The following is a 23,115-nucleotide window of genomic DNA, read 5'->3' as shown; positions in this document are numbered from 1 at the left end:
TTGGCATGGCGATTGGATTAATAACACCCGTGTGAAGTATATGCTTCCACAAATTATATTTTTATCTTACAAGGAAAAGGAATGAATAATAAGTCTGGTGTATTAAGTGGCGTCCGCGTTCTCGATCTTACTCGCGTTCTTGCCGGTCCTTACTGTGGAATGATGTTAGCTGATTTTGGCGCTGACGTGATTAAAATTGAATTACCGGGTAAAGGCGATGATGCCCGCGCAAACGCGCCGCAAATAAATGGCGAAAGCGCCTACTTTATGAATCTTAATCGCAATAAACGCGGTATTACGTTGAATCTGAAGTCTGAACAAGGGCGCGCTATTTTTCTTGAGATGGTGCGCAACAGCGATATTGTGCTGGAAAATTACCGTCCGGGTGTGATGGAAAAACTCGGCCTCGGTTATGAAGATCTGCGCAAGGTGAATCCAGCCATTATTTATGGCGCGGTGTCGGGTTTCGGCCACACCGGGCCGTACGCTAAACGCGCGGGATACGACATTATCGGCCAGGCGATGAGCGGGCTAATGAGCACCACGGGCTGGGCCGATACCCCACCTACCCGCACCGGCACAGCGATTGCCGATGTGGTGGGCGGTATGAGCTGCGCCATCGGTGTCCTTGCCGCCTACGCCAACCGCCTGAAAACCGGGGTCGGCGACAAAGTGGATATCGCGCTAGTTGATGCGATGGTCTCGTCGCTGGAGATCATCAATATTATCTATCTGAACACCGGACGCATTCCGACGCGCATCGGTAACCGTTATGAGGCGATTTATCCCTACGATTCATTTCAGGCGCAGGACGGTTACGTCATTATCGCCTGTGGCAACGACAAGTTGTTTGGACTGCTGAAACAGACGCTGAAAATCAGTGAACTGGAGGATGCCAGATTCAGCACCAATATCGCGCGCGTCACCCACCATGCAGAACTGAAAGCCATCCTTGAGCGCTGGACCGGCGAACACCCGATTGACCAGATCGTTGAATTGCTGCTGGCGGCAGGGATTCCCGCGGCCCCTATCAACACCATCGACCGCGTCACCAAAGATCCACATATTGCCGTGGCGCGTGAAATGTTTGTCGATATTGAACATCCGGTGGCCGGTAAAATTACCATGACCGGTAATCAGGTTAAATTCTCCAACAACAAAACTTCCATCAGAATGCCCGCGCCAACGCTGGGCCAGCACAACCACGAAATATTAAAAGAACTGCTCAATTATTCCGATGCGGAAATAGAGCAGCTTATCAACGATGGTATTCTGTAAGGCCAACACCATGGGAAAATTTATTCAACTTACCGAAGTCGGACCGCGAGATGGCTTCCAGAATATTAAGCAGCCGATTCCGACAGAATTGAAAATTCGTATTATCGATAAACTGATCGCCGCCGGTGCGAAAAACATCGAAATAACCTCGATGGTCAGCCCGAAAGCGATCCCGCAAATGTCGGATGCCAAACAGGTCATTGCGCATGTGCTTGAAAAGCACCCGACGATAACGCCATGGGTGCTGGTACCAAATAGCCGGGGAGCGCAATTAGCGGTGGAGAGTCAGATCTCGCGGGTGAATTATGTTATCTCCGTCAGCCCGGCGCATAACCAGGCCAATATTAACCGTACGCATCCGCAGTCGCTGGATGAGCTGGCGGCCATTCGCCAGGCGCATCCGGATCTGGAGATTTCGCTGTCGCTGGCCACCGCGTTTGGCTGCCCTTTTATCGGTGCCACCTGCACCGATACGCTGCTGGAGATGATCCGTTTCGCCGCGGATCTTGGCATTCACCACATTACGCTGTGCGACACCATCGGCGTGGCGAATCCCCGCCAGACTGCAGATCTCCTGCAACGCATCAGCGCCCGGTTCCCGCATCTCGATATCGGCCTGCATATGCATAACACGCACGGTATGGCGCTGGCCAACATGATGGCTGGCCTGCAAAACGGCGTGACGCGTTTTGAAACGGCGGTTGGCGGTCTTGGCGGTTGCCCCTTCGCACCGGGCGCCGCCGGAAATGCCGCAACGGAAGATGTGGTAAATATGTTTTCCCGCATGGGGTTCGATTGCGGAATATCACTCGATGCGCTGCTGGAGGTCTCTGCATTAATTCGTGAGTCCATTGAACCTGCGTTATTAAGCAGTTTATCGCGTGCCCGAACTTACCGCGAATTTGCTTTTTACGATCCGCAATGCTGAATCTCCCGGGAATGAAATATGAAAAATAATATGGATAAACCCACCATGACGCATTACCGGTGGTGGGTAATGAGCTTTATCTTTGTTATCTACACCGTGGCAAATGCCGACAGGGCAAATATTGGTTTTGCCCTGCCCTTTATTCAGGAGGAATTTAATATCTCCAATACCCTGGCCGGTTTATTAATCAGCCTGTTCTTTGCCGGATATGCGCTGTTTCAAATCCCGGCCGGGTATGTCATTAAAAAATATGGTATGCGCAATGCATTTGCGCTCGGCATGTTTCTGACCTCCATTTTCACCGCCTTAATGGGCGTGGTGAATAATGTGCTGGTGCTGAAATTGCTGCGCTTCTTTGTTGGCGTCAGCGAAGCGCCGGTGGTGATTGGCTCGACGGCGACCATTAATCAGTGGTTTCCGGCGAAAGAAAAAGGCACCGCCACCGGCCTGTTTCTTGCTGGTTCAAAGTTCGGTCCGCTGATTGTTCCCGCCCTCTGTGCGTGGATCATCATGACGTGGGGCTGGCGTTATATCTTCGTCTTTTTCGCTATTCCCGGGGTTTTGTTGTCCATCTTTTGGTATTTCATGGTGCGTAACAAACCGGAAGAGAGCCGCTTTGTGAACAAACAGGAGGCGGCATACATTCGCGACGAGTTACCGGGTAATACGCCGCAACACGGAGAGGCGCCGCAGAAGGCCTGCTTCCGCTACTGCTGGCTGGACACCCTGATCCGCACCCGCCAGGTGGAGGAGCTCACCACTTCGAAGCAGGTGTTCAGGTGCTGGGATATTTATGGCGTGGCATTAGGCTACTTCTCGATGGTCGGCATTGTCAGCGTGCTGATGTCGTGGCTGCCGAAGTATTTGATCACCGAGCGCGGCTTCGATCTCACCAGCTCCGCCGCGCTGGCGGCCGCGCCTTTCCTCGGCACCGTGCTGGGCAATTTTCTCGGCGGCGTGCTTTCAGATCGGGTGCTGAATAAAAGACGTAAGCCGCTGATGTTGCTGAGCGCAGGTGCGACGATTTTCACCATGTATTCGCTGGTGTTTGCCCCTGAAAGCAAAGCGATTCTTTCTCTGATGCTGTTTATGCTCGGGCTGATGCTTTCTCTCGGTTATTCCGCCTATTCGGTGTATGCCATGGGCCGCGTCAGTAAAGAGATCTATCCCGTGGCCTACAGTGTGATCAATATGGGTGGACAACTCGGCGGCATGTGCATGCCGCTGATTGTCGGGGTCATCCTTGATCGCTGGAACTGGGATGCGGTGTTTATGACCATGACCGGCTTCTGCATGTTGTGTTTTATGCTTGTTGCCACGGTCATTGAACCGTTATCGAAAGAGGTCACGGTGGTGCGTCGTTAAACGTCAGGGGGCGAAAGCCCCCTTTTCAGTCTGGCCGCAACGTGCGGCAAACGTTCAGCACAAACTGCCGTAGCCAGCGGTGCGCCGGGTCAACTTCCGAACGCGGATGCCAGAGCTGTGAAACGGTGATGCCGCGGGTTTTGACCGGCAGTTCAAATACGCAGAGCCCCTCGCTTGTCGCCTTATTCATCAGGAACGAGGCCGGAACCAGCGCAATCAAATCAGTGGCGCGCGCTACCGCCAGCGCAGCCGGAAAGCCCGGCACTACGGCGGCTATATTGCGATTCAGCCCGGCATCGGCCAGCGCTTCATCCACCGGTCCGCTCAGTAGCCCGCGCCGTGAGGCGACAACATGCGCAAACGAGACATACTGTTCAACGCTCACTGCCTGCTGTTGCGCCAGCGGATGGCCGCTTCTGACGACGCCGACAAAACGATCGCGAAACAGCGCCTGTACGCGAATTTCCGGCCCCATTTCCCCCAGCACGCCAATCTCCAGATCGACCCGCCCCTCGCGCAGCGGTTTATCGCTTTTCTCCGCTTTCGGCGTAAAGCGCAGCGTTACGCCAGGCGCAATGGCAGCGGCTTGTGCAATTAGCGACGGGCCAAAGGCTTCAACAAAACCGTCGTTGGCACGCAGCGTAAACATCTGTCGCAAGCTGGCAATGTCCAGCACCGGCGTTGCCGGGCGCAATACCGCCCGCGCCTCGAAAACGGCGTTTTGCGTGCGTTCGCGAATGGCTTCGGCATAAGGCGTCAGCACCATCGTCCGCCCTGCCCGCACCAGCAGCGGATCGCCGGTGGTTTCCCGCAGGCGGCTCAGCGTGCGGCTCATCGCCGATGCGCTCAGCCCCAGCCTTCGGGCGGCAGCGGCAACGCTTCTTTCGGCCAGCAGAATATCCAGCGCAAACAGCAGATTCAGGTCCGGTTGTGTCATAGCAGGCTGTTTCTCATAGTGATTAATAAGATATGGCGTTTGCTGCACTGTATCAATGCAACTGCTGCGTCTTCCGCCATGTATCCCGCGAAAGTAGAGTCAATGCAAGCACAACTTATCCTGAGGTAATGATGGAATTGTTTACAGACCTGCCTGGCGACGAAGGGTTAGCGGGGCGTCAGCGCGCGCTGGCGCTGATTGCGCTGATGACCAGCACCACGATGGCCGTTTTTGATGGCACGATGGTGAATATTGCCCTGCCGCAAATCGCCCGTGCGCTGCATGTCTCCGCGGGGGACGCCGTTTGGGTGGCGAATGGTTATCTGCTTTCTGCCGCCATGACGCTGGCTATTTTTGCTGCGCTTGCCGCCCGCATGGGGTTCCGCCCGCTGTTTGCCTGCGGGTTACTGCTGTTTACGCTGGCATCGCTGGGGTGCGCGTTATCCTCATCACTGTCGGTGCTGGTGACCATGCGCGTACTGCAAGGGATTGGCGGCGCGGCCACGCTCAGTATTGCACCAGCGATCCTGCGCTCAATTTTCCCCACGCGTCTGCTGGGACGCATTCTCGGCATCAACGCCCTGCTGATCGCCACCAGCACGGCGATTGCGCCGGTCATTGGCGGCGCTCTGCTGAGCGCACTGGGATGGCAATGGCTGTTTGCCATCAATATTCCGCTGGGCGCTATCGCACTGGCATTTGCCCTGCGCGTCATTCCGGGAAAAAGTACCAACGTTAGCGGGCCGTTTGATGTGCAGGGCGCGCTGTTCTCGGCGCTGATGCTGGGGGCGGCCATCATGGCGTCGACAGACATATCCTGCACAGGCACGGCCTGGGCTGCGATCGCGGTGGCGAGCGGGCTGGCGTTTGTGCGCCGTCAACAGCGGGCGCCGCAACCGTTGCTGCCGCTGGGGCTTTTTGCCTCGTCCCGTTTCTCTCTTGCTGCGCTCACCTCGCTGGCCTCGTTTATCAGCCAGGGCGTGACTTTTGTCGCGCTGCCATTTCTCTTTCAGAATGTTTATGGCTACAGCGCCTTTACCTCGGCTTTGCTGTTTACCGCCTGGCCGGTCGGCATCATTCTGGTGGCGCCGCATGCCGGGCGGCTGGCAGATCGCTATGCGCCCGCAAAGATTGCCACTGCCGGGTTACTGCTGTTCGCCGTTGGGTTGCTGCTGCTGGTGCTGCTGCCGCAAAATGCGGCGGCGTGGGATATCAGCCTGCGCGGACTGATCTGCGGAATGGGTTTCGGCTGTTTTCAAAGCCCGAACAACCGGGAGATGCTCGCCAGCGCCTCACGCGAGCACAGCGGCTATGCCTCTGGCGTGTTAGCCATTGTGCGCACCTTTGGACAGTGCCTTGGCGCGGCGCTGGTAGGCGTGATGCTGGCACTCTGCACGCCAACGCAGGAAGCGCTGGCGATACGGCTGGGATTGTGGCTGGCGATGATAGCGACGCTGCTGGCAATCGCCTTCAGTCTGAGCCGCCTGCGTCGCTTGCCGAATCAGGCCGTACGCTGAGCCAGCCAGACCGTGTGGCCGGCACAGTCGGGATCTTCCGCCCGCATCTCCAGCACGCGAAAGCCGATTGCCGCCAGGTGTTGCCGGTACTCTTCAGGCGCGAGGCTGGCGTGAAACAGCGGTTCGCCCTCAAATTGCCCGATGGCGATACCGTCCTCCGGCCCGCAGGTAAACATCAGTACACTGCCGGGATGGCTGTGGCGGGCAAAGTGGGCAAACATGCTGCGCTGATCGTCCTGGGTCAGATGGAAAAAGCTGTCCCAGGCGATCAGGCCGTCGAAGGTTTCCCCCAGCGTAAGCTGGCGCATATCCTGGTGAACCCAGCGCGCAGACGGAAAAGTCTGCCGGGCCCTTTCCAGCATTGCCTGCGCGCCGTCCACGCCGGTGAGATGAAAGCCCTGAGCGATAAACCATGCGGCGATCGGTTGACCATTGCCGCAGCCTATATCCAGAATCCGCCCATTCTCTGGTAAGCGCGCGGCGAATTTCTCCAGCCAGCTTTTTTCAAACAGCGCTTGCGAACGTTGCTGCGCGAACGCAGCGGCGTGACGTTGATAGAGGGAAAGAATGGCACTGGCGGCCTCAGAGCGACTCATACCAGCATTCCTTTCAGCTTCGCCAGCAGATACGCAGTCACCGACGTGGCGTCGCTGATTACACCTTCTGCGATCAGCGCTTCAAACTCACGCAGCCTTATTTTACGCGCTGTCAGGCCGACTTCTTCCGGTTCCAGCGAGGTCTGATGCTGGGTCAGATCTTCTGCAAGAAAGATATGATAGCCCTGGTTGGAGTAGCCCTGTGCCAGTTTCTGATAGCCGACATGGCGCATACGTCCGGCAATCAACCCGGTCTCTTCCTGAAGTTCCCCGGCGGCAACGCGCAACGGATCTTCCTCAGGCGCGCACTCCCACGATCCCTGCGGCAGTTCGAGGGTGCGTTTGCCAATCGGGTAACGGTACTGCTCAACGATGTACAGTGCATCGTCCTCGCGGGCAATAATCACCACGAAGTCGGGTTTCTCCACCACGGAATAGATCCCTTCATTGCCGTCGGCACGCAGAATACGGTCTTCGCGCAGGCGCATCCATTTATTGCGGTAAACTTCGGTGCTGGCGAGGGTTTTGATGTCGGACATCATTATTCTCCTGGGATGAGTTCGCATTCCATATCAAAGCAGCGCAGATCGGCTCGCGCCATTTTTGAGTGATACCGGCTTTCCTGTATAACGCGAAACCCTTGTTGTTGATAGAAACGGCAGGCATTCGGCGTTGATGCCAGCGTCAGGCGGGTAAAACCGCGGCGTCGAGCTTCCTGCTTCAGCGCAGTGATGATGGCCGAAGCCAGGCCTCTGCCGCTCCACTGCGGCAGGGTGAAAATGGCTTCCACACTGCAGGTGCGCAGATCGAGATACCCGCTGGCAACGGGGATATTCTCCGGCGTGACGGCAACATAGAACGGGTTCTCTTCGATCACCACACGGTAATTGTCCGGCATGGCTTGCGGTGTCCAGGCCTCGATCACTTCCGGTGAATAGACCGCTTTACACCCCTGCTGGATCGCTGCGTTGCGAATGTGCCACAACGTTTCGGCTTCTTCAGGCACCGCCAGTCTGATCGTCATACGCGCTCCTTTGCTGAAAATGATATTTACCATATCAATACCAGCCGCGCTGTGTTCGCTTTTTTCGCCCGAAAATTCGCCGGAAGGATTCTGCCAGAGAATGCAGCACCCCATAAAAAAGGAGATGGCGCCTGGATTACCGCCATCTCCTTCGGGGTTACGGCTGGCGGCAATCAGGGAATGAGATCACAGTTGCAGGCAGCGCCGCCTTCACCGGCCAGACAAAGGATATGACACACCTCGTTCCAGTCCGGTTCGCTGCTCCTTTCCGGGGGCGCTGCCGCGATATTCATCGATAATCCAAATAACAGCATTGAGAGTAATGCCTTGAATTTTTTCATAATACATCTCCTTTTGTATTACGGGTTTCATGGTGCCCTTTGAAACCTAACATGCAACCGCAGCCAGAAAACATTATGGCTATCCGATTCGCTGTGTTTTGCGCTGTACTGGCGTAAAGGGTGCTGGCGTAAGATTAATCTTATTTTTTGCGTTGAGATGGTAAAGCAGGAGATAATTGCGTTGGTTGACAGTAACGCTACTTTTGCAACATTTGATTAAACGATGTGCAACATTCAATGCCTTAGCGCAAATTTCATTCGAAAGTTTCGCTGAGAAATGATGTCGTCAACCGGAGTGAAAAATCGCTGTTTACCTGAATAAAAATCACACAGTTTGTAAGGAAATTCTCGTCATTTCATCCGGTTAAAAATTATGTTATCAGTATCAGCCTGCAAACTGAAAGACGTGCATTTTCAGGCGCGTCGCCCCTGTGAGGCCGAAAGATGATGGAACCTGTCGTTTACGTTGTCGATGATGATAATGCCGTCAGAAAATCAATTGTCCGGCTGTTGGCATCCGAAGGTTATCGCGCCATCGACTTCGCGTCCGCGGAGTCATTTCTCTCTCATCCCCTTGTCGGCGTTCCGGCCTGTTTGATCCTCGATTTAAACATGCCGGTGGTGAATGGTTTTGATGTTGCCAGCGCGTTAAAAGATCGCGGGCGCGAGCTGCCGATTATCTTTCTGACGGGATTTGGCACCATTCCACTAACCGTGCAGGCAATGAAAGCCGGTGCGCGAGAGTTTCTGACTAAACCCGTGGAACCGGAGCGTTTGCTGGCTGCGGTGGTGGATGCCCTGAAAGGCGCCGAGCAGGAGTTTGAACAGCAGCAGGCGAACTTTGCGCTCAAACAGCGCCACCTCTCTTTAACGCCGCGCGAGCAGGAAGTGTTTGAACTGGCGATCAGCGGCTTGCTGAATAAGCAGATCGCCGCAGAGCTCGGCGTCAGCGAAATCACCGTCAAAGTGCATCGCCGTCGGGTGATGGACAAAATGCAGGCCCGCTCGCTGGCGGATCTGGTGCATGCCGCCGGAAGCCTGCAAATCGCCAAATCCCGCAGCCGTTAATCGCTGGCGGGCACGGTAAAGGAGAACAGACTGCCAAACGGCGTTCTTGCCTGCGCCGTCAGCTTCCCCTGATGCCGTTCAATAATGGTGTGACTGATGGTCAGCCCCATCCCCATTCCCTGCGCTTTGGTGGTGTAGAACGATTCAAACAGGCGGGCCTGCACTTCGGCATCCATTCCGCTGCCGGTATCGGCAATGGCGCACAGCAGTTCACCCGGCTGCGGGTTTTGCGTGCTGAGCGTCAGCACCCGCGGGCGCGAATCCACCTCGGCCATCGCTTCAATGGCATTCATTACCAGATTCAGCAGCACCTGTTGGATCTGCACGCTGTCGCCGCAAAACAGGCTATTGGCGGCCTGCAACCGGTAATCGACAGCAATATGCCGCCGCTCAAGTTCGCTGCGCGACAGGGTCAGAATATGGTGCAGCAGCGCGTGCAGATCGAGGCGTTCAAACACCGGCGGCTGGCGGCGCGTCAGGGATTGCAGGCTGCGGATCACCTCGCCTGCGCGCTGCCCTTCGCTAATAATTTCCTCCAGCCCGGTGCGGATGTTTTCAATCGGCAGCGGATCGCGGTTAAGCCAGCGCAGGCTGGCGCCCGCGTTGGAGACAATCGACATCAGCGGCTGGTTAATCTCATGGGCAATTGATGAGGTCAGTTGCCCGACGGTGGTTGCCCGCGAAACGCGCGCCAGTTCGGCCTGTGCCACGCGTACCGCATCTTCATTTTGCCGTTGGGTGGTGATATCGGTGATGGTGCCAAAATATTCATGCACCGTTTCACCGCTGGCCGCCACCGGATCGCCAATGCCGAGAATATAACGCACCTCGCCGTCGGCGCGGATAATACGGAATTCCGCCTGCATGGTTAACCCCTGCGCGACGCTGCGGGTCACCAGCGCGCTGATATGCGCATGGTCGTCAGGATGCACATAGGTGAGAAACTCGGCCATCGAAATCAGCTTGCGTTTCTCCGGTAGCCCCAGAATGCGCGCATACTCATCCGACATATGCATCAGATCCTGCTCCAGCTCCCAGCGCCAGGTTCCTGTGTGGCTGATCTGCTCGCCGAGCATCAGCGAGGTCTGGCTGGCGCGCAGCTCTTTTTCCACCCGGCGGCGCTGAATATTCTCCTCCAGCAGTTCGGCGTACAGACGCGCCGTTTCCAGCGAAACCGCCGCATGCGCGCCAAGCAGGTTTACCACTCGGGAGTGCCCGGCGGTAAACACGTCCGGCATCAGGCGATTCTCCAGATAGAGTGCCCCCACCAGCCGCGCCTGTTTAAACATCGGCACGCACATTACAGCAGCGCCGGAGGTTAACAGATAGGGATCCTGGCTGAATGGGCTGTACTCTTCCGGCCTGCCGGTGCGGATCTCCTGCCCGGTACGGATCACTGCCGCCAGCACCGACAGCGGTAAATCCGTCGCCAGCGGCGTTTCGTTCAGTACCTGTACGCGCACCCCTTCGTTGCTGGTGTGTGCGCTGGCTTCAATCAGCGGGATAGTGTCGTCCAGTACGCGGATTAACAAGCCGCGCTGTGCGCCTGCCCGTTCCAGCAACATGGTCATCAGGATCTGGATCAGCCGCTCAAGATTGATCTCTTCGGAGAGCGCGCGCGAGGCTTTGATGATGCTTTGCAGATCGCGAATTTCATCATTTTGCGCAAACGCAATGGTGTCATACGGCGTACTGGCCGCCTTCGCGACAAGATGCGGGTGCGTCTGTTCGAGCTGACGCACTTTGCCGTGCGCGCCAACGCGGCCCCAGGCGGCGATTGCCCCGCGAAACCAGGCATCGGCAATCGTTGGATAACCGCAGGTGCGGGCAAATTGCCCGGCCAGTTCGTGCGCCAGCGCGTTGCTTGGGTTAAAGCCCGCTTCGCGCGACAGCTTGATGGCTTTCTCATACTGACCAATGGCGATACTGTTCATCCCGTCAAGCCGGACGATCTCGGCGTACAGTAGTGCCTCTTTGTCGCTGAAGGTCGCCGGATTGAGTCGCGCCCAGCGCGCGATCGGGTTGTAGTGCTGATTAAGCCGCTGGCGATGCGCGGCGGAAAAGGTATCCGGCGTCAGTTGCATCGACAACGACAGCGCGCTGTAGAGATGGTAATCGAGCAGATTGACGTGTCCGGGCGCGGACCAGGCAAAGCGTCCCGCTTCCAGCAGGCTGCTTTCCGCCTGCGCATATTCACCGGCAAAGAAGTGCGCCATTCCGCCATAAAGCCAGAACCAGAACAGCATGGTCGGCGGCGGTGTTGCCGGTAGCAGTGATTCCGGCAACACCGCTTTACCGCTAAACACCGGCTGGGGTGTTCGCAGGTACTCAACAAAGTGACGTTGTAACAGAAGAACGGTATCCATATCCGAAAAACGTGTTTCGCGCACGAAGGCCAGCCCGCGTTCTATATAACTCAGTACCACATCAAGCGGGTCGCCGCAGGCCAGGCTGTTGCTGACCTCACGGAAGGAGGCGAAGCAGGCAATAGTGAGATCGCCATGCGCAACCGCAGCGGTGAAACAGTTTCTGGCGCACTGGACGGTATGCGACAACGGCTGGATCCAGACGCTGCTGCGCCCCAGCGCCACCAGTGTTTTGGCGGCGTAATCATGAAAACCGTGGCGCGTGACCAGATCCTGTGCCAGCGTGCCGTAGCGAAAGCCCTGCTCATACTCGCCATACCGCTCGCCAATCATCACGCCAAACCACGCCAGCGCGGCAGTGGATGCGCCCGTCAGCCCGCGCTCCAGCGTCAGTTGCAGTATCCGGCAGAGCAGCAGGAAATGCAGGCGTGGACAGTGAAAACTGGCGTACAGACTGGCGCTTCCCAGCAGGTTCATCAGCACATCTGTTTCGCGGTGGTTCATGCGCGGCAACGCCATAAACGCGCTGGCGGGCTGCGTACCGATAAGGGATGAAATCTCCTGCCAGGCTTCGTCGCACTCCGCATCGTCCGGCTGGCGGCTCACGTGAATACCGAACACGGAGAGCCAGCTCAGCGTGGTGTCGAGCGCCTGTGAATAGCTGGAGCGGCGGATATGCACCTCCGCCAGTACACTGGCGGCATGGGCTTTTTCCACCAGCCCGCCCGGCGAGGCCAGCAGCGTTTCGCACGATGCGCGTGCGGTAGCGAGATGGCCCAGCAGAAGTTCGCATTCTGCCCGCTGTAAATCGAGCGCGAAGAGATCGCCGCTGTCGGCGCTGAGCGTGCGCGCGGTCTGTAAATAACCCAGCGCGGAAGCGTAATCGCCGCTGCGTTTGGCCTGCCGGGCGGCATGGGCACAAAGTTCGCTGAACTTCTGCCGCTGTGGCGCAAGCTGGATACTGTCGATCGCCGCCGTGACATGGTGGATGGTGCGAAACAGGATCTCGTTACCTGGGGTTTGCCGCGCTTCATCAGCCAGCAGGCTGGCGGCCCGCAGATGTAACTGACGGCATACGGACAAGGGCAGCGCGGCGCTTGCCGCCTGCTGAATGCGCTCATGGGTAAAAGTGTATTCGTCGGCGTTGAGAGTAATTAACTGCACGGCCACCGCCGGATGCAGGTGCAAACGGAGCTCGCCAGGCGTTATCTCCAGTATGCGGCTTGCCAGCGACACCCCGCCCGCGCTGCCAAGGCAGGCCAGATGAGCGAGCAGCGTACGGGTCTCATCCGGCATCTGTTCCAGTTGTTGCAGCACCAGACTGATAACGTTTTCGCTGTAGTAACGGGCGCGAATCGCCGCCAGATCATAGTGCCAGCGCCCCTGATAGCTGTTATGACTCACCAGCCCGTCTTCGACGATGCGTTTAAAAAATTCATGGGCAAACAGCGGATTACCGCCGGTTTTTTCATGGATCAGTTTTGCCAGATCAACGGTCGATGCCGGGCGGGTCTGAAAAACGATCGCCAGCCAGCGCGCCACGGCTTTGACGGAGAGGGGTTGCGGCTCGCACGCTGTCGTTCGCCGGGCGGCGCTGCGCAGGCGTACCAGCGTGGCGGCAAACTCCTCATCCCCGAGCGACGGCAGATCGCGGTGCGATACCACCATCAGCAGCGGCAAGGCGTGGCTGTGCTGTAACAGGTACTCCAGCAGTTGCAGGCTGGCGTCATCGATCCAGTGCAGATTGTCGATCAGTATGACCAGCGGGCAACCGGGCGTGGCAAATACACTCACCAGGCGCAACACCATATGATTAAAGCGGGCGCGGGCATCCAGCGCGACGCTGTCAATGAAAGGCGCGGGTTTACTCCCCAGCAGCAGACCCAGTTCCGGCGCGAGGCTGACCGCCAGCCCTTCATACCCGGCCAGCGCGACGGAGAGCCGCGATTTCCAGCGCGTCACCTCTTCGGCGGGTAGCCCCAGCAAATGCAACGCCAGCGAGCGAAACGCCGCTGTCAGCGCGCCAAGCGGCAGCACCGAGCTGTACTGCTCCACTTTGCCAAGCGCAATTAGCGTCGGGCGTTGCAGAAACAGTTTCAGCGCCGAGGCCATCAGCGAAGATTTCCCCATCCCGGACGGTCCGCTGAGGGTGACCAGCATCTGTTTACCACTGTGGTTAACTCCTTCCAGCGCCGCAACCAGTTCGCCCGCCTGCGGATGTGCGCGGTACAACGTATTGGCAAAGTGCAGCGACGGAGAGCGATCCTGTAAACCGGGCGTAAACGCCGGAATGCCCTGCTCCGGCGTCAGCGTGGCCTGGCATCGGCGCAGATCGGCGATCAGGCCATCAATGGTCTGATAACGTTTCTCCGGCGATTTGGCCAGCAGCTTCAGCAGGATGGTCGACAGCATCGGCGGTAACCCTTCCCGCAGGCTGTGCGGCGCGGCAGGTTCAGAGGCAATATGATGCAGCGTCCACTCTGCCTGCCCGCCTTCGGGCAGATCGAACGGCAGCACGCCGGTCAGTAATTCATACAGAACGATGCCCAGACTGTAGAGATCGCTGCGGCTGTCAACGGCATGATGGGTGCGGGCGGTGTGCTCCGGTGACATATACGCCAGCGTGCCGCCAGAAAGCGGCAGCCAGTTTTGCGCCTGCGCTTCACTGCTGCTGGTGGCAAGGCCAAATCCGCCGAGACGGCAGTGCTCCCCGCTAAGAAAAATGTTTCCCGGCTTGATATCGCCGTGAATGAGATTGCGGTGATGCATCTGGCGCAGCGGCGCGCAGATACGTAAGGCCAGCTCCAGCCAGCTGGCGATGCAGGCCATCGGCTGAGCGGTCATCCGGGTGAGCGTCTCAAAAGCAAATGTCGGATAGACCAGCGCAAAACGGCCATGATATTGCGCGCTGGCGACAGGCGTGACCGCCCAGTTACTCTCCAGTTGCGCGCGCAGCGCCAGCTCATTTTTCAGCAACTGGCTGGCGCGCGGTTCGGCATCGTCGCTGACGGCGGTGGCGAGGATAAAGGCGTCGCTGCCCCACGGGTAATGGGCATTCATCCAGGCAATGCATCCTTCCTGCGCCAGTGGCGTATAGATGGCGTCATCCTGCACAGTAAAAGGCTGCCCTGCGTTGTGTTCACTGGTTTCCGGCCGCAACCGAAGACGCGAAGCGTCGCTCATGGATTATCCTCGATGTTGGTCAACACGCGTTGAACATATTCAAGGAGGATATCGATATCGATGGGTTTGCGCAAAAAAGCAACGGCACCGGGTTTGCCCGCGTACCGTTGCCAGGTTTCGTCGTCGTGGCCGGAGATAAAGATCACCGGCGGCGGTGCCGGGCTAAGCTGCAACCTCTCAAACAGCATTGCGCCGCTCATGCCCTTCAGTTTGAGATCCGCAATCACCAGCGCAATCGCAGGCTGCGCCGGGCCATCGTTGAGAAACGCTTCCGCCGAGGGAAATGCTATCGTGGCGTAGCCCTCCGATTGCAGCAAATTACTCAATCCGCTACGGACGGAAGGTTCATCATCAACAATGGCAATACGCCGGGGTTGCGTCATGCGATTTCCTCTGGCCTCAGTCATCCTGGCGCGGCGGCGAGTCTGGGGGTTCAGGCCGCGGCGCACCGCTAATTTTCGGGACACACTCGTGGCGGAACCACGTCATGGTCAGCGGCTGTCGGGCCAGCAGACGGCGGGTTACCGGTACGAGTTGCTCCCCCACCAGCATGCCGAACAATCCGAGTAGCGCAACCACCGGCGGCGCGGGTGAGTGAACGCCCAGTAAAGCATAAATAACGCCAGCCAGAAGACCGACCAGGAGAGAAACGATCCAGGTTTTCATGGGTTTACCCCGCCGTTGTGTGGGTCATTAGCGTGGCGATCAGCCCTTCGCCCACCAGCATGCCGAGCAGCCCGACCAGCGCAATCGCCGGCGGCGCGGGAGAACGTACCTTCAGCAGCGCGTACATCACGCCAATCAGCACGCCTGCGGCAAAGGAAATCAGTCCGATACTCATGGCAAACTCCTGCCGAAAAGGGAAATGCTGACCGGCGAATACCGGCCAGCGTGCTGCTTAGCGTGCCGGAACCGGCGCCAGCGTGCGGTGACCCGCTTTGGCGCGGGACGGCGCTTTATGCACCATGGTGTAGGCGTAATCAACGCCCATGCCGTAGGCGCCGGAGTGCTCTTTAACAATCGCCATCACTGCGTCATAGGTTTCGCGGTGCGCCCAGTCGCGCTGCCACTCCAGCATCACCTGCTGCCAGGTTACCGGGATCACGCCCGCCTGGATCATGCGCTGCATTGCGTAGTCGTGCGCTTCTTTTGAGGTGCCGCCGGAGGCGTCCGCCACCATATAGATTTCGTAATCGCCTTCCAGCATCGCGCACAGGGAGAAGGTGTTGTTGCACACTTCGGTCCACAGACCGGAGACCACCACTTTGCGTTTGCCGTTGGCAGCCAGCGCGTCACGCACTTTTTGATCGTCCCAGGAGTTCATGGAGGTACGTTCCAGAATGTCCTTCTCCGGGAATACATCCAGCAGTTCCGGGTAGGTATTGCCGGAGAAACTTTCGGTTTCAACGGTGGTGATGATGGTCGGGATATTGAACACTTTGGCGGCTTTCGCCAGCGCAACGGTGTTGTTTTTCAGAACCTGGCGGTCAATGGACTGTACGCCAAAGGCCATCTGAGGCTGGTGATCGATAAAGATTAACTGACAGTTAGCCGGGGTCAGGACTTCAAGCTTTGAGGTTGTCATATTTACACCCATTAGGTTAAAGGAGCTGGAGCTACGTTCAGACAGCAAACGACAGGGCTTCGCTATCGGTGGCTGCATGGTAGGCTGCGCTCCCGCGGCCCGACTATTATCTGATGGTATAACTATCCTTTCGTATACCTATACTTTGGTACAACTGGTCTTTTTTCCGCCGCGCTTTACATAATTCATTCCAGATGCTTATCGGCTCAACAGGGCCGCCAGACTGGAGGAAGTATGGATTTGCTCGCACATGCAGAACTGATATTGCTCAATGGCCGGTTTCACACCGTTGATCGGGAAAACCCGCTCGCCGATGCGGTCGCCATCCGTGACGGAAAATTCGTTAAAGTGGGCAGTGAAGCCGAGGTGATGGCGTACCGCGGCGAACGCACTCAGGTTGTCGATTTACACGGCCATACGGCGATACCCGGATTAAACGACTCGCACCTGCACCTGATTCGCGGCGGGCTTAACTACAATCTCGAACTGCGCTGGGAAGGCGTTCCGTCGCTGGCCGATGCGTTGCGCATGCTGAAAGAACAGGCATTGCGCACGCCGTCACCGCAGTGGGTGCGCGTAGTCGGCGGCTGGACAGAGTTCCAGTTTGCGGAGCGCCGTATGCCGACGCTGGATGAAATCAACGACGCCGCGCCCGATACCCCGGTCTTTATTCTGCATCTCTACGATCGCGCCCTGCTCAACCGCGCGGCGCTGAAAGTGGTGGGTTATACCCGCGATACGCCAAACCCGCCGGGCGGCGAGATCCAGCGCGACAGCAACGGTAATCCGACCGGCATGCTGATTGCCCGCCCGAATGCGATGATCCTTTACGCCACGCTGGCGAAAGGGCCGAAACTGCCGCTGGAGCAGCAAGTTAACTCCACCCGCCAGTTTATGCGCGAGCTGAACCGTCTGGGGCTGACCAGCGCCATTGATGCGGGCGGCGGTTTCCAGAACTACCCGGAAGATTACGCGGTGATCGCCGAACTGCATGAGAAAAAGCAGATGACGATCCGCATCGCCTACAACCTGTTTACGCAGCGGCCCGGCCATGAACTGGAAGATTTTGAGAAATGGACCGACATGCTGACGCCAGGCCAGGGCAGCGATTTCTTCCGCCATAACGGCGCGGGCGAAATGCTGGTCTTCTCGGCGGCGGATTTTGAAGACTTCCTCGAACCGCGCCCGGATCTGGCGCCGGGAATGGAAGAGGAGCTGGAACGTGTGGTGCGTCATCTGGTTGAGCACCGCTGGCCGTTCCGTCTGCACGCCACTTATAACGAATCCATCAGCCGCATGCTCGACGTGTTCGAAAAAGTGAACCGCGAGATCCCGTTCAACGGCCTGCACTGGTTCTTTGATCACGCCGAAACCATTACCGAAGCTAATATCGAACGCGTAAAAGCGCTCGGCGGCGGTATCGCCGTTCAGCACCGCATGGCGTTCCAGGGCGAATATTTCGCTGAGCGCTACGGCCAGCAGGCCACCAAACAGACGCCGCCGGTGGCGAAAATGCTGGAAAACGGCCTGCCGGTTGGGCTGGGCACCGACGCCACCCGCGTGGCGAGCTACAACCCGTGGACGGCGCTCTACTGGCTGGTTTCCGGCCGCACTGTCGGTGGCATGCAGATGTACGATCACAGCGCCCGTCTCGATCGCGATACCGCCCTGCTGCTGTGGACGCAGGGTAGCGCCTGGTTCTCCAGCGAACAGGGGAAAAAAGGCCAGATCAAAGCCGGTCAACTGGCGGATCTCGCCATTCTGAGCAAGGACTACTTCCGCGTGCCGGAAGAGGAGATCAAAGGGATTGAGTCGGTACTGACGGTGGTGGGCGGCGATATCGTCTACGCCGCAGGTCAGTTTGGCCCGCTGGCGCCGCCGGCTATTCCGGTGGTGCCGGAGTGGTCGCCGGTGGTCAAGGTTCCGGGTCATTATCGTAGCGCACCGCCGCAGGCGGCCCGTGTCGGTCAGGCGGCGGGTGTTCATCACTGTTCCGGCCCGTGCGGAGTTCACGTTCATCAGCACGATATCGCCCGTGGCAATGCCATGCCGGTATCCGATGAGAACGCGTTCTGGGGCGCGCTCGGCTGTAGCTGCTTTGCGTTCTGACATCATGAAAACGTCAACTGACTTTGCGCCCCGTATTGATGCGGGGCTGTTCTTCCTGCGCCTGACGGGCAGCCTGTTACTGCTGTATGTGCACGGGCTGCCGAAGGTGTTCCATTTCAGCGAAGAACTGACGCGTATCGAAGATCCGTTTGGTCTTGGGCCTTATATGAGCCTGCTGCCCGCGATTTTCGCCGAGGTGATCTGCCCGCTGTTTATTATGGCGGGCGTGGCGACGCGACTGGCCTGCGTGCCAATCATCGTGGTGCTGCTGGTGGCGATGCTGGCGGTGCATCCTGACTGGTCCATTGCCGAAGGGCAATTCGGCTGGCTGCTGCTGATCATCTTTACTACGCTTTTGCTGACCGGCCCTGGAAGCTGGCGAATACGACGGACGGCAAAAGGAGCGATTGCATGACCCAGCAAAACGAACTGAAAGCAGCGGTGACAGTGTCACCTGCTCAACCTTCCGCCTCAGCGTGGCAACCGTTGCATCAGCGCGTTTTCCGCATGCTATGGATTGCGACCGTGGTCTCCAATATCGGCTCATGGATGAGCGATATCGGCGTGAACTGGACAATGCTCTCGCTGAGCGCCGATCCGCTGGCGGTGGCGCTGGTGCAGGCCGCCAGCAGCCTGCCGATGTTCCTGTTTGTCCTGCCCGCAGGCGTGCTGGCCGATATTATCGAGCGACGCAAGATCCTGCTCTTCTCTCAGGTATGGTCGTTCTGTGCGGCTGCCGGGCTTGCCCTGCTCTCTTTTACCGGCAACGTCACGCCGGAAGTGCTGCTGGCAGCGACCTTTTTACTCAGTACCGGCGCGGCGCTCAGCTCGCCCGCCTTTCAGGCGATTGTGCCGGATCTGGTCGACAAGCAGGAGCTGAGCCCGGCGATTGCCCTCAACTCGCTGGGCATCAATATCAGCCGCGCAATCGGTCCGGCGCTCGGCGGGTTGATCCTGTCGTTTGCCGGCCCGTGGATGGTGTTCCTGCTTAATGCTCTGTCGGTGGTCGGCGTGGCGGTAGTGTTGCACCGCTGGAAACCGCAGGCCACGGTGCAGCGCCTGCCACCGGAGCACTTTTTCACGGCCATTCGTGGCGGCCTGCGCTACGTTCACGCCGCGCCGGTGCTGCAAAATGTGCTGGCGCGCACCGTGGCGTTCTTTCTGTTTGGCAGCGCTGGCTGGGCGATGCTGCCGCTGGTGGCGCGTCGTGAACTGGGCCTTGGCCCGGGCGGTTACGGCATTATGCTGGCCTGTATTGGCGTCGGGGCAATTTGCGGCGCGGTAGTACTACCGAAATTGCGCAAACGGCTGAATGCCGATCAGATGATGGTGGCGGCGAGCCTGCTGTTTGCTATCACCATGCTGGCGCTGGCGTTTATCCGCCATGTCTGGCTGCTTAATGCCTTTGAATTTTTCACCGGCTTTTCCTGGATTGCCGTGCTCTCGACGCTGAATGTCGGCGCGCAGCGCAGCGCCGCCCGCTGGGTGAAAGCGCGTGCGCTGGCGGTCTACCTGACGGTGTTCTTTGGTTCGATGACCGTCGGCAGCGCGATCTGGGGGAAACTGGCGTCGGAATTCGGCGTGGCGTGGTCGCTGTGTGCGGCAACCGTTGGCATGGTGCTGGGCGCGACGACGGTCTTACGCTGGCGGCTGGAAAAAGATGCCGCGCTGAATCTCGATATTCTCGATCCGGCAGGCGGCACGGCGAATATCACCATCCCCCACGAGCGTGGGCCGGTGATGGTGAGCTGTGAGTACCGCATTGATCCGCAGGACGCCCATGAATTCACCCTTGCGATGCAGGATATGCGCCGCGTCAGACGTCGTACCGGCGCGATGGGCTGGGCGGTGTATGAAGATGCGGTACAGCCAGGTGTGTTTGTCGAAACCTGGGTGATGGGATCGTGGATAGAGCATTTACGTCAGCACGAGCGGCACACGGTGAACGATCAACGTATCCGTGAGCGCGTGCTGGCTTTTCATCAGAGCGATGAACCGCCGGTTGTCCGGCATCTGGTTGCGCCCGCCGGGCGATAATCGGTGTTAACCCACTACTTAACAATGAGGTAAGCAGATGAGCACAATCAAAACGCAGGATGGTACTCAGATTTATTACAAAGACTGGGGTGCGGGTAAGCCGGTTCTCTTCAGCCACGGCTGGCCGCTGGATGGTGACATGTGGGATAGCCAGCTTAATTTCCTCGCTGAGCGTGGTTATCGTGTTATTGCCTTTGACCGTCGCGGTTTTGGTCGTTCCGATCAGCCGTGGAACGGTTACGACTACGACACCTTTGCCTCCGACATTAACGATCTGATTACGGCGCTGGATTTGCAGGGCGTGACGCTGGTGGGCTTCTCGATGGGCGGCGGCGATGTGACGCGTTACATCGGCCGCTACGGCACCTCTCGTGTGGCCGGGCTGGTGCTGCTTGGCGCGGTGACGCCGATTTTCGGTAAAACCGCCGATCACCCGGAGGGTGTCGATAAGAGCGTATTCGATGGTATTAAAGATGGCCTGCTCAAAGATCGCGCGCAGTTTATCAGTGATTTTGCTACCCCGTTCTACGGCCTGAATGCCGGGCAGAAAGTTTCCGACGGTGTACTGACGCAAACGTTGAATATCGCCCTGCTGGCGTCGCTGAAAGGTACGCTGGACTGCGTTACCGCCTTCTCCGAAACCGACTTCCGCCCGGATGTAGCGAAAGTGGATGTCCCGACGCTGGTGATCCACGGCAGCAACGATCAGATCGTACCGTTCGAAGCCACCGGTAAACTGTCCGCGCAACTGATCAAAGGCGCGGAACTGAAAGTGTACGAAAACGGCCCGCACGGTTTTGCCGTTACTCATCAGGATCAACTGAATGAAGACCTGCTGGCGTTCCTGAGCAAACTGTAACGTCTGAGTGAAAGCAGAAACCGGGCCTCAGCGCCCGGTTTTTTTTACGATTTTTTGTGGAACAACTGGCTGGCCGTATCGCTTAGAACCTGCACCGCGCCCCGATCGCCCTTCATCATCGAGGCCATAAAGGCTTTGGCCTGTTTCAGGGTGATATGCGGCGGTAACGGCGCGACTTCCGGATCGGTTTTCACCTCCAGCAATACCGGGCGATCTGCCTGCAATGCCTGTAGCCAGGCCGCCCTTAGCGCCTCCGGCGTATCGACAAAAATACCCTGCAAGCCCAGTGAGCGGGCAAACTCGGCATAGCGAACATCCGGCACCTGTTGCGTGGCTTCAAAGCGCGGATTGCCTTCCATCACCCGCTGCTCCCACGTTACCTGGTTGAGATCCTGGTTGTTGAAGACGCAGATAATCAACCGTGGATCCTGCCACTGCTGCCAGTATTTCTGCACGGTAATGAGCTCGGCCATGTTGTTCATCTGCATTGCGCCATCGCCGACCAGCGCCACGACGGGTTTTTCCGGCGCGGCAAATTTCGCCGCAATGGCGTACGGCACCGCCGCGCCCATACAGGCCAGCCCGCCAGAGAGCGAAGCGCGCTGCCCCTGCTTCACACGGTAATCGCGGGCGAACCAGTTGGCGCAGGAGCCGGAATCGGAGGTCACAATGGCGTTTTCCGGCAGCAGTGGCGACATTTCCCACACCACGCGCTGTGGGTTTACCGGCCTGGCTGGTGCCATCGCGCGCTGCTCCATCACCTGCCACCATGTCTGAACCTGACGGGCGATCTCCTCCTGCCAGCTACGGTCTTCTTTGTGCGTCAGCAACGGCAACAGCGCCTGCAACGTTTCTGCGGCATCGCCGTGTAGCGCCACCTCGCAGGGGTAACGCAGGCCGAGCATCGCCGGATCGATATCAATTTGCACCGCGCGCGCCTGGCCTTCCGGCGGCAGAAACTCCGTCCACGGGAAACCGCTGCCGATCATCAGTAGCGTGTCGCACTGCTGCATCAGTTTCCAGGAAGGCTCCGTTCCCAATAGCCCAATCGAGCCGGTGACAAACGGCGCATCATCCGGCAGAACGTCTTTACCAAGCAGCGCTTTGGCGACGCCTGCGCCAAGCACATTGGCGGCCTGTACCACTTCCACGGCGGCATTGCGTGCGCCCGCGCCGATCAGAATGGCCACTTTTTTCCCGGCATTCAGCACCTCTGCTGCGCGTTGCAGATCGCGATCCTGCGGGATAACGCGCGGGCGCTGATAACCGGCAGCCGAGTGGGTAAACCCGTGCGTATGCGCCGGTGGCTGCCACTCCTCATCCTGAATGTCTTTCGGCAGGATCACCACGCCAACGCCGTTCTGCGCAATGGCAATACGGACACCGCGGTCCACCAGATGGCGAACCTGCGCCGGTGAGGCCGCTTCCTGCACGAAATTCGCCACATCAGCAAAGACGCGGTCGAGGTTCATCTCCTGCTGATAACTGGCACCGCGCGCGGTGCTTTCTGCCTGGCCGCTGATCGCCAGTACCGGGGCGTGATCCATTTTGGCGTCATACAGCCCGGTTAACAGATGCGTGGCGCCTGGCCCGCCCGTCGATAAGCAGACGCCCAGCTCACCGGTGAATTTGGCATGGCCGACCGCCATAAACGCGGCCATCTCTTCATGGCGTACCTGGATAAATTCGATGCCGTCCCCGGCTTTGTTGGCGCGCTGGATTGCCCCGAGCACACCATTTATGCCATCGCCAGGGTAACCGTAAATGCGCGTTACGCCCCACTCTTTCAGGCGTTTGACAAAGAAATCGCTTGTTTTCATGCTCACTGAAATGTTCTCCTTGCGCGTGGATAACAGTCTTTAAAGGTAGACGATGCCAGGCGCGGCTCTGGCGGTTATCCGCTGAACAAACGCGGGAATAAG

20 protein-coding genes are annotated in these 23,115 nt (G+C 58.2%); 9 read left to right on the top strand and 11 right to left on the bottom strand.

Annotation, left to right across the window (positions count from 1 at the left end; all coding sequences use genetic code 11):
* Window positions 1-81: 81 nt before the first annotated feature.
* Genes Y71_RS13635 through Y71_RS13625 form a run of 3 tightly spaced genes read left to right on the top strand, consistent with a single transcriptional unit; the run spans window position 82 to window position 3,571 of the window.
* A complete protein-coding gene (locus Y71_RS13635) occupies window positions 82-1,278 on the top strand; it encodes a CaiB/BaiF CoA transferase family protein (protein ID WP_007375036.1) in 1,197 nt (398 codons plus the stop codon).
* Between the two features lie 10 nt (window positions 1,279-1,288).
* Window positions 1,289-2,206 (top strand): hydroxymethylglutaryl-CoA lyase, encoded by a 918-nt coding sequence (locus Y71_RS13630; protein ID WP_007375037.1) that lies wholly within the window; start codon window positions 1,289-1,291, stop codon window positions 2,204-2,206.
* Window positions 2,207-2,224: 18 nt separating this feature from the next.
* Window positions 2,225-3,571 carry an MFS transporter gene (locus tag Y71_RS13625; protein WP_236946460.1) on the top strand — a complete coding sequence of 449 codons (1,347 nt, stop codon included), beginning with the start codon at window positions 2,225-2,227 and terminating at the stop codon, window positions 3,569-3,571.
* 25 nt (window positions 3,572-3,596) lie between these two features.
* Here the strand turns inward: Y71_RS13625 and Y71_RS13620 are convergent, their stop codons facing one another.
* Window positions 3,597-4,508, bottom strand: a complete 912-nt coding sequence (locus Y71_RS13620; RefSeq protein WP_007375040.1) for a LysR family transcriptional regulator — start codon at window positions 4,506-4,508, stop codon at window positions 3,597-3,599.
* A 131-nt stretch (window positions 4,509-4,639) separates the two neighbouring features.
* On the opposite strand from Y71_RS13620, the gene Y71_RS13615 reads away from it, so the two are divergent.
* Entirely contained in the window at window positions 4,640-6,025 is a 1,386-nt protein-coding gene (locus Y71_RS13615; RefSeq protein WP_007375041.1) for an MFS transporter, read from the top strand.
* On the opposite strand, the gene Y71_RS13610 is transcribed toward Y71_RS13615, so the two are convergent.
* The 4 genes from Y71_RS13610 to Y71_RS30390 all read right to left on the bottom strand — a co-directional run bounded on the left by Y71_RS13610 (window position 6,010) and on the right by Y71_RS30390 (window position 7,986).
* On the bottom strand, window positions 6,010-6,621 hold the full coding sequence (locus Y71_RS13610; RefSeq protein ID WP_007375042.1) for a class I SAM-dependent DNA methyltransferase: 612 nt from the start codon (window positions 6,619-6,621) through the stop codon (window positions 6,010-6,012). The two genes, Y71_RS13615 and Y71_RS13610, sit on opposite strands and share 16 nt — an antisense overlap.
* Window positions 6,618-7,160 (bottom strand): NUDIX domain-containing protein, encoded by a 543-nt coding sequence (locus Y71_RS13605; RefSeq protein WP_007375043.1) that lies wholly within the window; start codon window positions 7,158-7,160, stop codon window positions 6,618-6,620. Before Y71_RS13605 ends, Y71_RS13610 begins: the two co-directional genes overlap by 4 nt.
* A gap of 2 nt (window positions 7,161-7,162) precedes the next feature.
* Window positions 7,163-7,645 (bottom strand): GNAT family N-acetyltransferase, encoded by a 483-nt coding sequence (locus tag Y71_RS13600; protein WP_035943654.1) that lies wholly within the window; start codon window positions 7,643-7,645, stop codon window positions 7,163-7,165.
* A 173-nt stretch (window positions 7,646-7,818) separates the two neighbouring features.
* Entirely contained in the window at window positions 7,819-7,986 is a 168-nt protein-coding gene (locus Y71_RS30390; protein WP_007375045.1) for a hypothetical protein, read from the bottom strand.
* Window positions 7,987-8,433: 447 nt separating this feature from the next.
* Between Y71_RS30390 and Y71_RS13595 the strand changes: the two genes are divergently transcribed.
* Entirely contained in the window at window positions 8,434-9,054 is a 621-nt protein-coding gene (locus tag Y71_RS13595) for a response regulator transcription factor (protein ID WP_007375046.1), read from the top strand.
* Here Y71_RS13595 and Y71_RS13590 read toward each other — a convergent pair.
* The 5 genes from Y71_RS13590 to Y71_RS13570 are packed head-to-tail and all read right to left on the bottom strand — an operon-like array spanning window position 9,051 to window position 16,188.
* Window positions 9,051-14,603 (bottom strand): AAA family ATPase, encoded by a 5,553-nt coding sequence (locus Y71_RS13590; RefSeq protein ID WP_007375047.1) that lies wholly within the window; start codon window positions 14,601-14,603, stop codon window positions 9,051-9,053. The two genes, Y71_RS13595 and Y71_RS13590, sit on opposite strands and share 4 nt — an antisense overlap.
* Window positions 14,600-14,986: a response regulator transcription factor gene (locus tag Y71_RS13585; RefSeq protein ID WP_007375048.1), complete on the bottom strand. Its 387-nt coding sequence runs from the start codon at window positions 14,984-14,986 to the stop codon at window positions 14,600-14,602. Before Y71_RS13585 ends, Y71_RS13590 begins: the two co-directional genes overlap by 4 nt.
* Window positions 14,987-15,002: 16 nt before the next feature.
* Entirely contained in the window at window positions 15,003-15,269 is a 267-nt protein-coding gene (locus Y71_RS13580) for a XapX domain-containing protein (protein WP_007375049.1), read from the bottom strand.
* Between the two features lie 4 nt (window positions 15,270-15,273).
* Window positions 15,274-15,444 (bottom strand): DUF1427 family protein, encoded by a 171-nt coding sequence (locus Y71_RS13575; protein WP_007375050.1) that lies wholly within the window; start codon window positions 15,442-15,444, stop codon window positions 15,274-15,276.
* A gap of 57 nt (window positions 15,445-15,501) precedes the next feature.
* Window positions 15,502-16,188, bottom strand: coding sequence for a hydrolase (locus tag Y71_RS13570; RefSeq protein WP_007375051.1), 687 nt, complete (start codon window positions 16,186-16,188; stop codon window positions 15,502-15,504).
* 234 nt (window positions 16,189-16,422) lie between these two features.
* On the opposite strand from Y71_RS13570, the gene Y71_RS13565 reads away from it, so the two are divergent.
* The 4 genes from Y71_RS13565 to Y71_RS13550 are packed head-to-tail and all read left to right on the top strand — an operon-like array spanning window position 16,423 to window position 21,193.
* Window positions 16,423-18,297: an amidohydrolase gene (locus Y71_RS13565; RefSeq protein WP_007375052.1), complete on the top strand. Its 1,875-nt coding sequence runs from the start codon at window positions 16,423-16,425 to the stop codon at window positions 18,295-18,297.
* A gap of 4 nt (window positions 18,298-18,301) precedes the next feature.
* Window positions 18,302-18,712 carry a DoxX family protein gene (locus tag Y71_RS13560; RefSeq protein WP_007375053.1) on the top strand — a complete coding sequence of 137 codons (411 nt, stop codon included), beginning with the start codon at window positions 18,302-18,304 and terminating at the stop codon, window positions 18,710-18,712.
* Window positions 18,709-20,334 (top strand): MFS transporter, encoded by a 1,626-nt coding sequence (locus tag Y71_RS13555; protein ID WP_007375054.1) that lies wholly within the window; start codon window positions 18,709-18,711, stop codon window positions 20,332-20,334. The genes Y71_RS13560 and Y71_RS13555 overlap by 4 nt, the downstream gene beginning before the upstream one ends.
* 37 nt (window positions 20,335-20,371) lie before the next feature.
* Window positions 20,372-21,193 carry an alpha/beta fold hydrolase gene (locus Y71_RS13550; protein ID WP_007375055.1) on the top strand — a complete coding sequence of 274 codons (822 nt, stop codon included), beginning with the start codon at window positions 20,372-20,374 and terminating at the stop codon, window positions 21,191-21,193.
* 44 nt (window positions 21,194-21,237) lie between these two features.
* Here the strand turns inward: Y71_RS13550 and Y71_RS13545 are convergent, their stop codons facing one another.
* Complete coding sequence (locus Y71_RS13545) at window positions 21,238-23,019, bottom strand: thiamine pyrophosphate-requiring protein (protein ID WP_007375056.1); 1,782 nt, start codon at window positions 23,017-23,019, stop codon at window positions 21,238-21,240.
* Between the last annotated feature and the right edge of the window lie 96 nt (window positions 23,020-23,115).

This window comes from Kosakonia radicincitans DSM 16656 (assembly GCF_000280495.2).
GTDB classification, from domain to species: domain Bacteria; phylum Pseudomonadota; class Gammaproteobacteria; order Enterobacterales; family Enterobacteriaceae; genus Kosakonia; species Kosakonia radicincitans.
The sequence above is the reverse complement of the archived record's forward strand: the minus strand, read 5'-3'. Positions and strand labels throughout refer to the sequence as shown.

What these genes read in the sequence shown, in the direction of transcription:
- Y71_RS13605 (WP_007375043.1), bottom strand. Translation starts at nt 7,160, where the DNA reads ATGTCCGACATCAAAACCCTCGCCAGCACCGAAGTTTACCGCAATAAA.
- Y71_RS13610 (WP_007375042.1), bottom strand. Translation starts at nt 6,621, where the DNA reads ATGAGTCGCTCTGAGGCCGCCAGTGCCATTCTTTCCCTCTATCAACGT.
- Y71_RS13620 (WP_007375040.1), bottom strand. Translation starts at nt 4,508, where the DNA reads ATGACACAACCGGACCTGAATCTGCTGTTTGCGCTGGATATTCTGCTG.
- Y71_RS13575 (WP_007375050.1), bottom strand. Translation starts at nt 15,444, where the DNA reads ATGAGTATCGGACTGATTTCCTTTGCCGCAGGCGTGCTGATTGGCGTG.
- Y71_RS13550 (WP_007375055.1), top strand. Translation starts at nt 20,372, where the DNA reads ATGAGCACAATCAAAACGCAGGATGGTACTCAGATTTATTACAAAGAC.
- Y71_RS13585 (WP_007375048.1), bottom strand. Translation starts at nt 14,986, where the DNA reads ATGACGCAACCCCGGCGTATTGCCATTGTTGATGATGAACCTTCCGTC.
- Y71_RS30390 (WP_007375045.1), bottom strand. Translation starts at nt 7,986, where the DNA reads ATGAAAAAATTCAAGGCATTACTCTCAATGCTGTTATTTGGATTATCG.
- Y71_RS13555 (WP_007375054.1), top strand. Translation starts at nt 18,709, where the DNA reads ATGACCCAGCAAAACGAACTGAAAGCAGCGGTGACAGTGTCACCTGCT.
- Y71_RS13600 (WP_035943654.1), bottom strand. Translation starts at nt 7,645, where the DNA reads ATGACGATCAGACTGGCGGTGCCTGAAGAAGCCGAAACGTTGTGGCAC.
- Y71_RS13615 (WP_007375041.1), top strand. Translation starts at nt 4,640, where the DNA reads ATGGAATTGTTTACAGACCTGCCTGGCGACGAAGGGTTAGCGGGGCGT.
- Y71_RS13570 (WP_007375051.1), bottom strand. Translation starts at nt 16,188, where the DNA reads ATGACAACCTCAAAGCTTGAAGTCCTGACCCCGGCTAACTGTCAGTTA.
- Y71_RS13595 (WP_007375046.1), top strand. Translation starts at nt 8,434, where the DNA reads ATGGAACCTGTCGTTTACGTTGTCGATGATGATAATGCCGTCAGAAAA.
- Y71_RS13560 (WP_007375053.1), top strand. Translation starts at nt 18,302, where the DNA reads ATGAAAACGTCAACTGACTTTGCGCCCCGTATTGATGCGGGGCTGTTC.
- Y71_RS13565 (WP_007375052.1), top strand. Translation starts at nt 16,423, where the DNA reads ATGGATTTGCTCGCACATGCAGAACTGATATTGCTCAATGGCCGGTTT.
- Y71_RS13625 (WP_236946460.1), top strand. Translation starts at nt 2,225, where the DNA reads ATGAAAAATAATATGGATAAACCCACCATGACGCATTACCGGTGGTGG.
- Y71_RS13580 (WP_007375049.1), bottom strand. Translation starts at nt 15,269, where the DNA reads ATGAAAACCTGGATCGTTTCTCTCCTGGTCGGTCTTCTGGCTGGCGTT.
- Y71_RS13635 (WP_007375036.1), top strand. Translation starts at nt 82, where the DNA reads ATGAATAATAAGTCTGGTGTATTAAGTGGCGTCCGCGTTCTCGATCTT.
- Y71_RS13590 (WP_007375047.1), bottom strand. Translation starts at nt 14,603, where the DNA reads ATGAGCGACGCTTCGCGTCTTCGGTTGCGGCCGGAAACCAGTGAACAC.
- Y71_RS13630 (WP_007375037.1), top strand. Translation starts at nt 1,289, where the DNA reads ATGGGAAAATTTATTCAACTTACCGAAGTCGGACCGCGAGATGGCTTC.